The following is a 12,936-nucleotide window of genomic DNA, read 5'->3' as shown; positions in this document are numbered from 1 at the left end:
ACCGGTGCCCCGCCCGCCCGGCGGAGCCAGTCCGTCCGGACCCCCCACCAGGGCGTATCCGAGCGGTACGGGCTAGCCTGAAGCGCACCCGCGCGGGCAAATCCGAGCAAATTCCACCCACAGCAGTCCTCAGCGACTCCCAGGCAGATTCCCAGCGACTCCCAGGCAAAGGAAGCAGAGCCATGGCAGCCGGCGCCCCCCGGATCTTCGTCTCGCACCTCGCCGGGGTTCCCGTCTTCGATCCGACCGGCGACCAGGTGGGTCGTGTCCGCGACCTGGTCGTCATGCTGCGCGTCGGCCGACGGCCCCCGCGCGTCCTCGGGCTGGTCGTCGAGCTGTCCACCCGGCGCCGTATCTTCCTGCCCATGACCCGGGTCACCGGCATCGAGTCCGGCCAGGTCATCACCACCGGCGTGGTCAACGTCCGCCGGTTCGAGCAGCGGCCCACCGAGCGGCTGGTCTTCGGCGAGCTGCTGGACCGGCGCGTGACGCTGGTGGAGACCGGCGAGGAGGTCACCGTCCTCGACGTGTCCGTGCAGCAGCTGCCCGCCCGCCGGGACTGGGAGGTCGACCGCGTCTTCCTGCGCAAGGGCAGGAAGGGCGGCGCCTTCCGGCGGGCCAGGGGGGAGACGCTGACCGCCGAGTGGTCGGCCGTCACCGGGTTCTCCCTGGAGGAGCACGGACAGGGCGCCGAGAGCCTGCTCGCCACCTTCGAGCAGCTGCGCCCCGCCGACCTCGCCAACGTCCTGCACCACCTCTCCCCGAAACGGCGGGCCGAGGTCGCCGCCGCCCTGGACGACGACCGGCTCGCCGACGTGCTGGAGGAGCTGCCGGAGGACGACCAGATCGAGATCCTCGGCAAGCTGAAGGAGGAGCGCGCGGCGGACGTGCTGGAGGCGATGGACCCGGACGACGCGGCCGACCTGCTCGCCGAACTGCCCGAGGCGGACAAGGAGCGGCTGCTGAGCCTGATGCAGCCCGCCGACGCGGCCGACATGCGCCGCCTGATGTCGTACGAGGAGCACACGGCCGGCGGTCTGATGACGACGGAGCCGATCGTGCTGCGGCCCGACGCCACCGTCGCCGACGCGCTCGCCCGGGTCCGCAACCCGGACCTGTCCCCCGCCCTCGCCGCCCAGGTCTACGTCTGCCGCCCGCCCGACGAGACCCCCACCGGCAAGTACCTGGGCACCGTCCACTTCCAGCGGCTGCTGCGCGACCCGCCGTACACGCTGGTCAGCTCGCTGGTGGACGACGATCTGCAGCCGCTGTCCCCGGACGCGTCCCTGCCGATCATCGCCGGGTTCTTCGCGACGTACGACATGGTGGCGGCGCCCGTGGTGGACGAGTCCGGGTCGCTGCTCGGCGCGGTGACCGTGGACGACGTACTGGACCACATGCTGCCCGAGGACTGGCGGGAGACCGAGTTCCACCTCGATCAGGGAGAGGAGGCGCCCACGCATGGCTCCTGAGCGCGAGACCGCGACCCGCGAGCGTCATCCGGCGGGCGCCACGGCCGCCGGCCGGCCCCGGGCCACCCGGCTGGACCAGCCACGCTCGCCACGCCGCCGGATCCTGCCCGAGTGGGACCCGGAGGCCTTCGGCCGGCTGTCGGAGAAGATCGCCCGGTTCCTGGGCACCGGGCGCTTCATCGTCTGGATGACGGTCGTCATCATCGTGTGGGTGGTGTGGAACGTCGCCGCACCCCGCCATCTGCGCTTCGACGAGTACCCGTTCATCTTCCTCACCCTGATGCTGTCCCTCCAGGCGTCCTACGCGGCCCCGCTGATCCTGCTCGCGCAGAACAGGCAGGACGACCGCGACCGGGTCAACCTGGAGCAGGACCGCAAGCAGAACGAGCGGTCCATCGCCGACACCGAGTACCTGACCCGGGAGGTCGCCGCCCTGCGCACGGGCCTGGGCGAGGTGGCCACCCGCGACTGGATCCGCTCGGAGCTCCAGGACCTGGTCAAGGAGCTGGAGGAGCGCCGCCGCCACGACGGGCACCCAGGTCACGTCGTATTCCCGGCGGAACGGACGGAACGACCGCCGGGACGTGACACAGACGACCGCTGAGGGGCATCCCGGACGCCCCTCAGCGGGCCGTACCATCGACCTTATGGCTACGGAAGACGCGGTGCGCGAGGCACTGGCGACGGTGAACGACCCCGAGATCAACCGCCCGATCACCGAACTCGGGATGGTCAAATCGGTGGAGATCGGCGCGGACGGAGCGGTCGCGGTCACCGTGTACCTGACGGTGTCCGGCTGCCCGATGCGCGACACCATCACGCAGCGCGTCACCGAGGCGGTCTCCCGGGTCGAGGGCGTCACGCGGGTCGACGTCACCCTGGACGTGATGAGCGACGAGCAGCGCAAGGAACTGGCGGCGGCCCTGCGCGGCGGCCAGGCCGAGCGCGAGGTCCCCTTCGCCAAGCCGGGCAGCCTCACCCGGGTCTACGCGGTCGCGTCCGGCAAGGGCGGCGTCGGCAAGTCCTCGGTGACGGTGAACCTGGCCGCGTCGATGGCGGCCGACGGCCTGAAGGTCGGCGTCGTGGACGCGGACATCTACGGCCACAGCGTGCCGCGCATGCTGGGCGCCGACGGCCGGCCCACCCAGGTCGAGAACATGATCATGCCGCCGTCCGCGAACGGCGTGAAGGTCATCTCCATCGGCATGTTCACCCCGGGCAACGCCCCGGTCGTCTGGCGCGGCCCGATGCTGCACCGCGCCCTCCAGCAGTTCCTGGCGGACGTCTACTGGGGCGACCTGGACGTCCTGCTGCTGGACCTCCCGCCCGGCACCGGTGACATCGCGATCTCCGTCGCGCAGCTCGTCCCGAACGCCGAGATCCTGGTCGTGACGACCCCGCAGCAGGCGGCGGCCGAGGTGGCCGAGCGGGCCGGCTCCATCGCCGTACAGACCCACCAGAAGATCGTCGGCGTGGTCGAGAACATGTCCGGCCTGCCCTGCCCGCACTGCGGCGAGATGGTCGACGTCTTCGGCACGGGCGGCGGCCAGCTGGTCGCCGACGGCCTCACCCGCGCCACCGGCACGTCCGTTCCCGTCCTCGGAAGCATCCCGATCGACGTCCGCCTGCGCGAGGGCGGCGACGAGGGCAAGCCGGTCGTCCTGACCGACCCGGACTCCCCGGCGGGCTCCGCGCTGCGCGCGATCGCCGGGAAGCTCGGTGGGCGGCAGCGGGGGCTGGCGGGGCTGTCGCTGGGGATCACGCCGAAGAACAAGTTCTAGGTCGTTCTAGGGCCGCCTCCAGGTCTGCCACGGCAGGTCTGCCGCGGTAGGTCTGCTCCCAGGTCTGCCGCGGCCAAGGGGCGTCGTCTTCACGGACGGCGCCCCTTCGTCGTAGCCGGAGCGCTCGGGACGGCGCCCCTGTGCCGTAACGGCGCGCTCAGGACGGCGTCCCCACGTCGCAGGGGCGCGCTCAGGACGGCGTCCCCACGTCGCAGGGGCGCGCTCAGGACGGCGTCCCCGCGTCGCAGGGGCGCGCTCAGGACGGCGTCCCCGCGTCGCAGGGGCGGGCACAGGACGGTCTCCCTGCGCCCCACCGGCGCGGTCAGGGTGGCACCCCCGCGTCGCAGCGGCGCGCTCAACGGCCGTCGCGGTCGTCCGTGCGCCCGGGGCAGAGATCGAGCGTGGTGCAGAGCATGATCTCCTGACAGGAGCCGCCCGCGGACCCCGCGCCGGGCTCTCGGCCGTCATGCGGCACGAACCGCCACTGCGACGCTTTGGCGTGCCGCGTGCTGTCCGCCTTCTCGACATGGGCGTGCAGGGTGCGGGCCACCGGGTCGTTCGTCTCCACCAGCACTTCGCCGGCGCGGAGCGGGAAGTGGTCGTGCAACAGGCAGAGGCCGAACCGGTCCAGATTCCCGTGCTTGGCCAGCACCGCCACCAGATCCTCGACGAACTCGGCGTCTTCGGGCCCCAGTCCTTCGGCTTCCTCGAATCGGGGAAGCGGATTGCGCGGGACGCCCGTTTCGGTGTCGGTCATGGGTCCTCCGTCAATCGACTGACGGTCACCGGCTTCCATTGTCGGACGCCGAACCCGCCCTCGCAAATGCCCCTGGCACGCCCAAGCAGGTGCGTGTCAGCGAACCGCCGTGTGTCTGAGCATGACATATACACCGCTTTGTCTACATTCGCCGGGGACATGAGAGGTGTCGACCCTATGGCGATGACTCGGTGGTGGCGGCTGCTGCTGCCACTCCTGGTGCTGGTGGCATGGGTGGGTGGGTGCGACACGGCGCAGGCACGGCAGCGGGACGCCGGAACTGACTGTCTGTCGGACGGCCTCAGGGGCAGCACCGTCAGCGCCACCCTGCGGCTGGAGCAGCACAAGCGCTCGATTCCCCGGCTCACTTCCGACATGACGGTACGGGTGCCCAGGCAGTGGCCGCACGCCAGGCATCTGACGTTCGGTGAGAACTCCCCGCAGTACCGCCAGGCGATGCGATGCCTGCTGCTCGGGGACGAGGCCCCGGGGGAACGGAGCGAATGGCGCCCCCACGACCCCGTGGTGACCGCGACCGACGACTCGGTCATGGTGCACTACGTCGCCTACGACTGGATCACCTCGGAAAATCCCGTCCTCGTGGGTCCGTGGGAGGTCATCCCCACGGGCAGGACATGGATGATCTACCTGTGGCCGCCGACGCTTCAGACCATCCGGTGGAAGCAGATCGAGGTCGACCTGGGCGGCCTCAGTTTCAACGACCTCGTGGAGCACGCCTCGTCGTCCACCGAGGACCGCCTGGTGTGGAAGGACAAGCTGCCCGAAGAGGTGCAGGTCGAGGTCGATCCGCCCTGGCAGCGCTGGTTGCCGGTGAAGCTCGGCCAGTCGCTCTGGGCCACCGCGGGCATTGCCTCGTGGTGGGTGTGCGCCTCGGTCCTGATCGCTGTGGCCGCACTCCGTACCGAGCCCGCCGAGGCAGCCACCGGGGGCGGAGCGGCACGGCGACCAGCGGAGGGGGAGGGGCCCCAGCGGCCCACGGCGGACGCCTCGGACACCGACGCCGGACAGGACGTCAGCTTCACGCGCACGCTGCTGGAGTGGGCCGGGCTCAGCGCGGGGGTCGCTCTGGCACTGCTCCTGTTCGTCCCGCAGGGCCGGTTCTCCCCCCGGTCGCACGCCCTTCTGTGCATCCCCGCGGGTGTGGCCCTTGTCTTCGCCGCCCGCCCGTGGAGCGTGGGCGTGTCACGGGCCTCGGCGGACGCCGGCCCGGACGAGCCGGCCCGGCCGGCGGAGATCCGGCGCCGTCAGGCACTCGCCGTCATGGCGACCACGTGTGCGGTGGCGGCCATCGGCCTGCTGGTGATCCTGGCCCACGATGTCTTCGGGCTCCCCGCGGGCCTGGGAGCGAAGACGACGACCGACTTCGGCCGCATCGGGCTCGTCCTGCTGGGGCTGGTGACCGTGTGGTTGTGGCTGGCCGCGATGGCCGCCTGGGCCTGGCGCTTCGTGCGCGAAGGAGGATTGTTCCCCGGGCGCTGGGCCAGCCGGTGGGACGATGACCCGGCCCGGTGCGTGGCCGTCGTCGGAAGCCTGCTGGCCGCCGTCGCCGTGGCGCTCCTCGCATGCGCCTGGTGGGTGGGCGAACGACGGTGGGAGCGCGTCAACTGGCTCGTCGGGCAACCGGACCCTTCCGCTCACGACGCGTCACTGAGCCACATGTTCGCGAACTTCTTCTACACCGACCTGAGATGGCTCTTCGCCTACAGTTGGGTGCTGACCGGAATCGCCCTGCTGGCCCTGCTGCGCTTTCGCAGCGGGCCGCGGGCACATGGCCGCCCCGGACACGAGCGGTTCGCCCTGGGGCCGAGCAAGCCGGATCTGCTGCTGACGTTCTCCCTGTTCGCCTTCTTCGTCGGCGTCCGGGCCGCGCGGTTCGCGGGCGCCGGCGCGCTGTACGGCGTCTGGCTCGGGCTGAACATCCTCGCCCTGTACGCCCTTCTCGCCCTGGGGCGTCGGTGGTCCGTGCTGAGCCGGATGGGGGAGCAGTTCTGCCGGCTGCGGCTGACCGGCGAGCAGGACCGGAGCGAACTGCTGGAGAAGGCCCGCCAGTACCGGACCGCGAACCATCAGATGCACTTGCTGGATCAGGGCCGCTCCGCCGGAGTGACCTGCGAGCAGCTGGAGGAGAAGCTGGGCGGACTCCACCAGTGGGTGGTCACCGCGTACGAAGGAGCCGACCCGCCGGAGCAGATCTCGGTGCTGGACATCGCCCTGGCCTGGGGGCCGGAGGGACACTGGTGGTCCAACGCGGTCCGCGCGGCGCGTCTGGCGTTCTGGTTCGGAACGCCGGCCACCGCGCTGCTCGTCTACTACGAGGCACAGGATCCCTACGGGCGACAGCAAGCCCTGTACTCCCCCATCGGCCTTCCGGAGTTCGCGGCGGACCTGATCCTCTACCAGCTCGGGTGGACGATCGCCGGCTTCACGCTGGGGGCGCTGTGGCGTCTGCTGCCCGGACGCCGGAGCCAGGCGCGGGCCTGGCTCCTCACCGCTGCCTACGGATTCCCCGCGGTGCTGGCCGCCGCGCTCATCCACATCATGGACACGGACCCTCGCCAGCTCCTCCTGTACGCCGCGCTCCTGCTCGTCGTCCTGACCCTCACCAGCATCTGGATGGACCTGGCGACGTTCCGGAGGGAACGGAAGTACTGGCCCAGCGGTTTCGCCCTGCTGCTGTCCATCCACCAGCTGCGCGGCTTGTCCGTGGGGGTCACCTGGATCATGGCCCAGCTCGTGGCCGTCGTGACGATCTTCAAGAGCCTGACCCACTGAGCGGACGGCACGGCCCGGGCGGCGACCACCCCCGGGCCCGGCACGTCAGGCGTAGGCGGCGATGTCCTTGATCGCGGCGAAGCCGAGGCCGTACGCGCTCATCCCCCGCCCGTACGCGCCCAGGTGGACCCCCGCCTCCGTGGTGCCGGCGAGCACCCAGCCGTACTCGGACTCCCGGTAGTGGAACGAGGCGGACACCCCGTCGACGGGCAGGGAGAGCCGGGACCACTCCGGGCCCTCCAGGTCGTCGGCCAGGGCCCACGCCGTCTCCGTCTGCTGGTCCAGCCAGTCGTCCCGCAGGCTGTGGTCCATCTGCCCGGGCCATGTGAACGACAGCAGCCCCACTCCGGCCAGCCACGCCGCCGAGGACACCGATGTGGCCTCCAGCAGCCCCGTACCGTCGGCGCTGCGCCGGGACGGCTGCGCGGCGACGGTGACCACGACCGCGAACTTCTCCCGGGGCTCACCGGCGGAGCCGGTCTCGCCCCGCACCGAGGGCTCGTCGCCGTGCCCGATCGAACCGTGCTCGACGGCGCCGTCGGCGGCCGTGCCGACCTGCATCAGCCAACGCGGCCCCGTGAACGCCTCGTCGAGCCCGTACCACGGGAAGGGCGCCCGCAGGTAACCGTCGACCGTACGCCGGGCGGAGGGGAGCTGCTGTCCGCCCTCCGCGGCCGGCACCTGCGCGCCCACCCGACTCGTCGTCTCCATCTGCCCGGACGCCTCCTCGCTCTCGTCGGACCGGGGTGGCCCGCCCCCCATTCGGGCGTACGCGTCCGGTCCGCACAACAACTCGGCAGCATATCCACACCGCTGGAGGCAGCAGGGCAGGCGCTGGATGCGTGGGTCGCGCGAACGGCCTGTTCAGGCCGTGTACGACGGGCGTGCGTTATGAAACGCGTCACGTGCGTGGCGTACGCACGCGTGCGCGTGTCGGCGAGGTGGAGCGCCGGTGGACGCGCTTACGTGGCGTCCGCGTCGAAGGGCGGGCGCTCATCGCCCCCGGGCGTCTCGGGCTTCTTGGTCATGTCGACGCGCCCGCCGGAGGACGAGGGGGACGACGAGGGCGACGGGGAAGAGGACGAGGAGGACGAACCGTCGCGGCCGTGGACCGCGTCCGTGACCTCCGCCATCTCCTTCTTCAGGTCGAAGCCGTTGCGGATCTCCTTGAGCCCCAGTTCGTCGTTGTCCAGCTGCTTGCGGAGGAACGTCTTGGGGTTGAGATCCTCGAACTCGAAGTCCTTGAACTCGGGACCCAGTTCGCTACGGATGTCCTGCTTGGCGCTCTCCGAGAACTCGCGGATCTTCCGGATCGTGCGCATCACGTCCTGGATGACCTTCGGGAGCTTGTCCGGACCGAAGACGAGCACGGCGAGCACGATGATCGTCACCAGCTCCAGTGGTCCTATGTCATTGAACACCTGACGCTCCTTGCGATGTCCTCGGTCGCTCAACGGTACCCGGCGTTCCTGTCCGACCGGTACCGTCCCGAGGTGAGACTTCTGTCAGTTCTGCTCCGACGCGCCCAGCACGAGTGACACCTCCCGCTCGATGCCGTCCCGCTCGACCGTCAGCCGCAGCCGGTCCCCCGGCCGGTGGGCGCGGATCTTGACGATCAGCTCGTCACCGGTGTGGACCCGCTCGCCATCGACCTCGGTGATGACGTCGCCCGCCCGGAGCCCGGCCCGCTCGCCGGGGCCGCCCCGGGTGACGGCGGAGCCTCCGCTCGCGCTCTTGGCGTCGATACGGGCGCCGTCACCGGTGTAGCCCATGTCGAGGGTGACGCCGATCACAGCGTGTGTGGCGCGGCCGTCGTTGATCAGTTCCTCGGCGACGCGCTTGGCCTGGTTGACGGGTATGGCGAAGGCGAGGCCGATGGACCCCGCCTGGCCGCCGTCGGTCTCGGTGCCGTCGCCGGCGGAGCGGATGGCGGAGTTGATGCCGATGACCTGGGCCCGGGAGTCGAGCAGCGGGCCGCCGGAGTTGCCCGGGTTGATGGGGGCGTCTGTCTGGAGCGCGTCGACGTACGACACGTCGCTGCCGTCGCTCTTCTCCCCACCCGCGGTGATCGGCCGCTCCTTGGCGCTGATGATGCCGGAGGTGACCGTGTTGGCGAGGTCGAAGGGGGCACCGATGGCGACGACCGGGTCGCCGACCTTGACGTCGTCCGAGTTGCCGAGGGGCAGCGGGGTGAGCCCGTGGACACCGTGCACCTGGACCACGGCGAGGTCGTAGCCGCTGTCCCGGCCGACGACCTTGGCCTTGACAGTGTCGCCGCTGCTGAAGGTCACGGATATCTCGCCGCCCGTCCCGGCGGGCTCGACCACGTGGCTGTTGGTGAGGATGTGCCCCTCGGTGTCGAGCACGAAGCCGGTGCCGGTGCCCGCCGCGTCGGCCCCTCGGACGTGCAGCGTGACCACGCTGGGCAGGGCGCGAGCGGCGATCCCGGCCACGCTGTCCGGCGCCCGGCCGGCCGGCACGCTCCCGGCCTGCGGCAGCCGCACGTCGTCGCCGAAGCCCTCGCGCTGGACGTAGGCGCCGGCGGCTCCGCCGACGCCCGCGGAGAACAGGGCGACGACCAGGGTCCACGCGAGCAGGATGCGCCGCGCGCTCCTCTTGCGCTGCTGCTCCGTCGGCACGCCCTCACCGGTCTGCTGCAACGGCCCCTGGGCCATCACCTGCTCCTTGGCGGAGCCGGCGGCCCAGGGGTCGTACTGGCTCCACGGGTCGGTGACCTGCGGGGCGGGGCCGGCGAGGCCGGGCGAAGTCCCGGGAGTGACGGAGGCGGCGGACGCCGAGCCATGAGCGACCGGCGCGGCGGCGGCCGGTGCGGGGCCGGGTACGTGCGGCACGGGCGCGGAGGGAACGGGTGCCGGTGCGTGTGCCATGGCCGCGGGCGCGGGCGCCGTGGGCACGGCCGATGGCGGAGCCGTCGGCGCGGATACGGCCGTCCCGTGCGCCGGGGTCGCCGCCGGATGCTGCACCGGCGGTGCGGGCGCCCAGGGGCCGGGTTCGCCGTACGGCGGGGTGCTGTACGGGTCGGGGTCGTGCAGCGGCTTGGGCCGCCCGACGTCCGCGTCGGCCGGCCGGCGCGTCGGCTTGGCCAGCTCGAAGTCGCCGTCGGACCCGGCGGCTTCCGGTACGGCGCACTCGGCTGCCTCGGTGCGGTCGGCCGGTGTGACGCCCGCCGTCCCCTCCGGTCCGTCCACCGGCGGGACACGGTTCCCCTCGCTCATGCTCTCCCCACGGCTGGGCCGCGACCGCGCGCTGCCGCGGCCATGGAACGTTGTCCACCGCCCCCGGGTCATCGCCGCGGGAGCGGTCTCACTGGATTCAACCAGGTTCGCGGGCCGGGGCGCAGTGGCCGGTCAGGGCGACTGGTGGGGCACGGCGGGAGCGGCCGGGGAAGCCGGAACGGCGGAGGGGGCGGTGTCGGGGACGGGGGCGGACAGTAGGCCGGGGCCGGCGGCTCCGGGGGTGGTGGACCAGTCGGCGAGCGGCAGGGCGACGGTCTCGTCGAGCTTGCGTATCAGCGGGGAGACGGCGGCCACACCGGCCAGCACCGGCGCGGTCACGGCGCGCGCCGGCTCGGCCCGGTCCTGCCCGGCGGCGGGGGACGGCACTCCGGGGAGCAGCGGGGCGGACAGGGTGGTCGGCGCCGCCGGGGCCGGTCCGGGCAGCGCACCGCCCTGGGCGAGCAGCGGCCCCACCGGGCGGCGGCGCTGGGTGTCCGGCGTGGCCGCGCCTCCGCCCGCGCCGGTGCCGGCCGAGCGGCCCGGGGTCACATTGCTGCCGGCGCCGGTGCCGCCGCGGGCGTCCGTGGTGAGGTCGCCGGGGAGGGAGGTGGTGACGCCGCCGAGGGCGACCGCGGCCAGCGACACCGCGCCGGCGGCGGCGAACGCGAACCGCAGTCCGCGCGAGGCGGAGCGGCCGTCGTCGGGGCGGCCGACGGGATGGATGCGGAAGCCGCGGTCCTCGGGTGCGGCGACGCGGTCCGCGCGGGCCGGGAGGAGGCCGGGGGTGCGGGCGGGGACGTACCCGAACGGGAGGCGCTCGCCGCGGCTCACTCCGAACGGCCCGGAGGCGTCGGACGCGCCGGACGGGCCGTCGGCGGTGCCGCCGAGGAATCCGCCCCCGGGCGACGGCGTGCCGCCGCCGTCCAGGTCACCTCCCCCGGAGAGCCCCTGGAGGCGGGCGAGGAAGCTCGCCGAGGGCGGGGGCGGGGCCGCCTCCGCGAACACGTTCTTCAGCGCGCGCTGGGCGTCCGCCTCCGCTTTGCACCGGGCGCAGGTCGCCAGGTGCGCGAGGACGCGCTCACGCGTCTCATGACCGAGCTCTCCGTCCACGAGGGCGGAGAGCCGGTCTCCCAGGTGCTGCTCTGCGAGGCGCGCCTCCTCGACAGGTTTCGGCCGAGATCCACTCACGCGGTCGCGCCCCCTCCCCCCAGAGCGGGGACACGGGGAGCCAGGAAGGAGCGCCGCTCGGCCGCGCGGGCCTCCGGGGACCGGTGCGCGAGCGCCTTGCGGAGCTGGGACCGGCCGCGGTGGATGCGGGAGCGGACCGTGCCGAGCTTCACGCCGAGGGTCGCGGCGATCTCCTCGTACGACAGTCCTTCGATGTCGCACAGGACGACGGCGGCGCGGAACTCGGGCGCGAGGGTGTCGAGGGCCTGCTGGACGTCGGCGTCGAAGTGGGCGTCGTTGAAGAGCTGCTGCGGGGTGGGCTCGCGGCTGGCCAGACGCTCGGCCGCGTCCTCGCCGAGGGCGTCGAAGCGGATGCGCTGCTTGCGCCGGACCATGTCCAGGAAGAGGTTCGTGGTGATGCGGTGCAGCCAGCCCTCGAAGGTGCCCGGCGAGTACGTCGACAGGGAACGGAAGACGCGGACGAAGACCTCCTGGGTGAGGTCCTCGGCGTCGTGCTGGTTGCCCGTCAGGCGGTAGGCGAGTCGGTAGACCCGACCGCTGTGCGTGCTGACGATCTCCTCCCACGCGGGCGGAGTCCACGCCTGCCCGTCCGCGTCGGTGGCGAAGGTCGCGGTCTGGGTCTCGCCTGCGGCGAGACCGGCGGCGTGGCTGTCGGCAGCGGTGTCGGTCACGGATTTCGGCCTGCCCGCCGACCCGAGGAAGCGCCGCAGCACTCCTCCCCGATCCCCGGGCGCAGCCGCACCTCCCCTGTCGGCTCTGGTGGTGTCCAGTGGAGCCCCTACCATAGCCACCTCGCCCGTTAGCTCCGGATAAGCGGTTTTACGAGAATTTGATACACGCTGATACAGCTCATGCGTCTGCGTCAGCAGTTGCTCGGCGTCCTGATCCACCTCTCGCCCCCCGTCGCGTCCCCGGTCACCGGCTCATCCTTCTAAACGCGCGGTCCCATCTGCGGGTTCCCGCCGCCAACGGATACAGTCACGCCCAGGCAACCACGGGGACAGGAGAGGGTCATTACCGGCAACCGGCAGACGAGCTGGGCGTTCGCCGACGCCTTTGTCGCCGAGGACGAAGCGCTGCGCTGGGCCCGCGACCGGGCCCGCGAGGCAGGGCTGCGCTCGGTGTCGCCCAGCACGGGCGCCGCGCTGCGACTGCTCGCCGCCTCCGTGGACGCGAAGGCGGTCGCGGAGATCGGCACGGGCTGCGGGGTGTCCGGCATCCATCTGCTGCACGGGATGCGGCCGGACGGGGTGCTCACCACGGTGGACCCGGAGCCGGAGCACCAGCAGTTCGCCCGGCAGGCCTTCCGCGTCTGCGGCTTCGCCAGCAACCGGGCCCGGTTCATCCCCGGCCGCGCGCTGGACGTGCTCCCGCGTCTCGCGGACGCCGGCTACGACCTCGTCTTCTGCGACGGGGACCGCCTGGAGTACCCCGACTACCTCGCTGAATCGTTGCGCCTGCTGCGGCCGGGCGGCCTGGTGGTCTTCGAGGGCGTGTTCGCCAATGGCCGTACGGTCGACTCCGGGCCGCAGCCGACCGAGGTGCTGCGGCTGCGCGAGCTGCTGCGCACCGTGCGGGAGAGCCAGGAACTGGTCCCCTCGCTGCTGCCGGTGGGCGACGGCCTGCTGTGCGCCGTCAAGCGCTGAAGCCGCGCTGAGGGGTGCGGGAACGCGGCTGCCCCGGCACCGCGTACGATGCCGGGGCAGCCG

The 12,936-nt window shown here is 72.4% G+C and carries 11 protein-coding genes; 5 read left to right on the top strand and 6 right to left on the bottom strand.

Annotated features, from left to right (window positions below; all coding sequences use genetic code 11):
* The first annotated feature begins 182 nt into the window (after nucleotides 1-182).
* Genes ACH4LD_RS40795 through ACH4LD_RS40785 form a run of 3 tightly spaced genes read left to right on the top strand, consistent with a single transcriptional unit; the run spans nucleotide 183 to nucleotide 3,253 of the window.
* Nucleotides 183-1,472, top strand: coding sequence for a magnesium transporter MgtE N-terminal domain-containing protein (locus ACH4LD_RS40795; RefSeq protein WP_014674817.1), 1,290 nt, complete (start codon nucleotides 183-185; stop codon nucleotides 1,470-1,472).
* Nucleotides 1,462-2,076, top strand: a complete 615-nt coding sequence (locus ACH4LD_RS40790; RefSeq protein ID WP_388585508.1) for a DUF1003 domain-containing protein — start codon at nucleotides 1,462-1,464, stop codon at nucleotides 2,074-2,076. The genes ACH4LD_RS40795 and ACH4LD_RS40790 overlap by 11 nt, the downstream gene beginning before the upstream one ends.
* 43 nt (nucleotides 2,077-2,119) lie before the next feature.
* Nucleotides 2,120-3,253, top strand: coding sequence for an Mrp/NBP35 family ATP-binding protein (locus tag ACH4LD_RS40785; protein ID WP_398056164.1), 1,134 nt, complete (start codon nucleotides 2,120-2,122; stop codon nucleotides 3,251-3,253).
* A 355-nt stretch (nucleotides 3,254-3,608) separates the two neighbouring features.
* On the opposite strand, the gene ACH4LD_RS40780 is transcribed toward ACH4LD_RS40785, so the two are convergent.
* On the bottom strand, nucleotides 3,609-4,010 hold the full coding sequence (locus ACH4LD_RS40780) for a hypothetical protein (protein ID WP_132792287.1): 402 nt from the start codon (nucleotides 4,008-4,010) through the stop codon (nucleotides 3,609-3,611).
* Between the two features lie 177 nt (nucleotides 4,011-4,187).
* On the opposite strand from ACH4LD_RS40780, the gene ACH4LD_RS40775 reads away from it, so the two are divergent.
* Entirely contained in the window at nucleotides 4,188-6,803 is a 2,616-nt protein-coding gene (locus ACH4LD_RS40775) for a DUF6185 family protein (protein ID WP_398056165.1), read from the top strand.
* 45 nt (nucleotides 6,804-6,848) lie between these two features.
* Here the strand turns inward: ACH4LD_RS40775 and ACH4LD_RS40770 are convergent, their stop codons facing one another.
* From ACH4LD_RS40770 to sigE, 5 genes are all read right to left on the bottom strand, one after another.
* Nucleotides 6,849-7,514, bottom strand: a complete 666-nt coding sequence (locus ACH4LD_RS40770) for a hypothetical protein (protein WP_103817593.1) — start codon at nucleotides 7,512-7,514, stop codon at nucleotides 6,849-6,851.
* A 251-nt stretch (nucleotides 7,515-7,765) separates the two neighbouring features.
* Nucleotides 7,766-8,224: a sec-independent translocase gene (locus tag ACH4LD_RS40765; RefSeq protein WP_398056166.1), complete on the bottom strand. Its 459-nt coding sequence runs from the start codon at nucleotides 8,222-8,224 to the stop codon at nucleotides 7,766-7,768.
* A gap of 84 nt (nucleotides 8,225-8,308) precedes the next feature.
* Entirely contained in the window at nucleotides 8,309-10,039 is a 1,731-nt protein-coding gene (locus ACH4LD_RS40760; protein ID WP_398056167.1) for a S1C family serine protease, read from the bottom strand.
* A gap of 132 nt (nucleotides 10,040-10,171) precedes the next feature.
* Nucleotides 10,172-11,227 carry a zf-HC2 domain-containing protein gene (locus ACH4LD_RS40755; RefSeq protein WP_398056168.1) on the bottom strand — a complete coding sequence of 352 codons (1,056 nt, stop codon included), beginning with the start codon at nucleotides 11,225-11,227 and terminating at the stop codon, nucleotides 10,172-10,174.
* A complete protein-coding gene (gene sigE / locus ACH4LD_RS40750) occupies nucleotides 11,224-11,940 on the bottom strand; it encodes an RNA polymerase sigma factor SigE (protein WP_078611813.1) in 717 nt (238 codons plus the stop codon). The genes ACH4LD_RS40755 and sigE overlap by 4 nt, the downstream gene beginning before the upstream one ends.
* 234 nt (nucleotides 11,941-12,174) lie before the next feature.
* Here sigE and ACH4LD_RS40745 point away from each other — a divergent pair, with 234 nt between their 5' ends.
* Entirely contained in the window at nucleotides 12,175-12,873 is a 699-nt protein-coding gene (locus ACH4LD_RS40745; RefSeq protein ID WP_103817595.1) for an O-methyltransferase, read from the top strand.
* Nucleotides 12,874-12,936: the final 63 nt, after the last annotated feature.

It is taken from the genome of Streptomyces sp. NPDC017676 (genome assembly GCF_044329325.1).
In the GTDB taxonomy this organism is placed as follows: Bacteria; Actinomycetota; Actinomycetes; order Streptomycetales; family Streptomycetaceae; genus Streptomyces.
The sequence above is the reverse complement of the archived record's forward strand: the minus strand, read 5'-3'. Positions and strand labels throughout refer to the sequence as shown.

Excerpts from the sequence above, each read along its gene's own strand:
- ACH4LD_RS40780 (WP_132792287.1), bottom strand. The coding sequence starts at position 4,010 with ATGACCGACACCGAAACGGGCGTCCCGCGCAATCCGCTTCCCCGATTC.
- ACH4LD_RS40770 (WP_103817593.1), bottom strand. The coding sequence starts at position 7,514 with ATGGAGACGACGAGTCGGGTGGGCGCGCAGGTGCCGGCCGCGGAGGGC.
- ACH4LD_RS40795 (WP_014674817.1), top strand. The coding sequence starts at position 183 with ATGGCAGCCGGCGCCCCCCGGATCTTCGTCTCGCACCTCGCCGGGGTT.
- ACH4LD_RS40760 (WP_398056167.1), bottom strand. The coding sequence starts at position 10,039 with ATGAGCGAGGGGAACCGTGTCCCGCCGGTGGACGGACCGGAGGGGACG.
- ACH4LD_RS40785 (WP_398056164.1), top strand. The coding sequence starts at position 2,120 with ATGGCTACGGAAGACGCGGTGCGCGAGGCACTGGCGACGGTGAACGAC.
- ACH4LD_RS40775 (WP_398056165.1), top strand. The coding sequence starts at position 4,188 with ATGGCGATGACTCGGTGGTGGCGGCTGCTGCTGCCACTCCTGGTGCTG.
- ACH4LD_RS40790 (WP_388585508.1), top strand. The coding sequence starts at position 1,462 with ATGGCTCCTGAGCGCGAGACCGCGACCCGCGAGCGTCATCCGGCGGGC.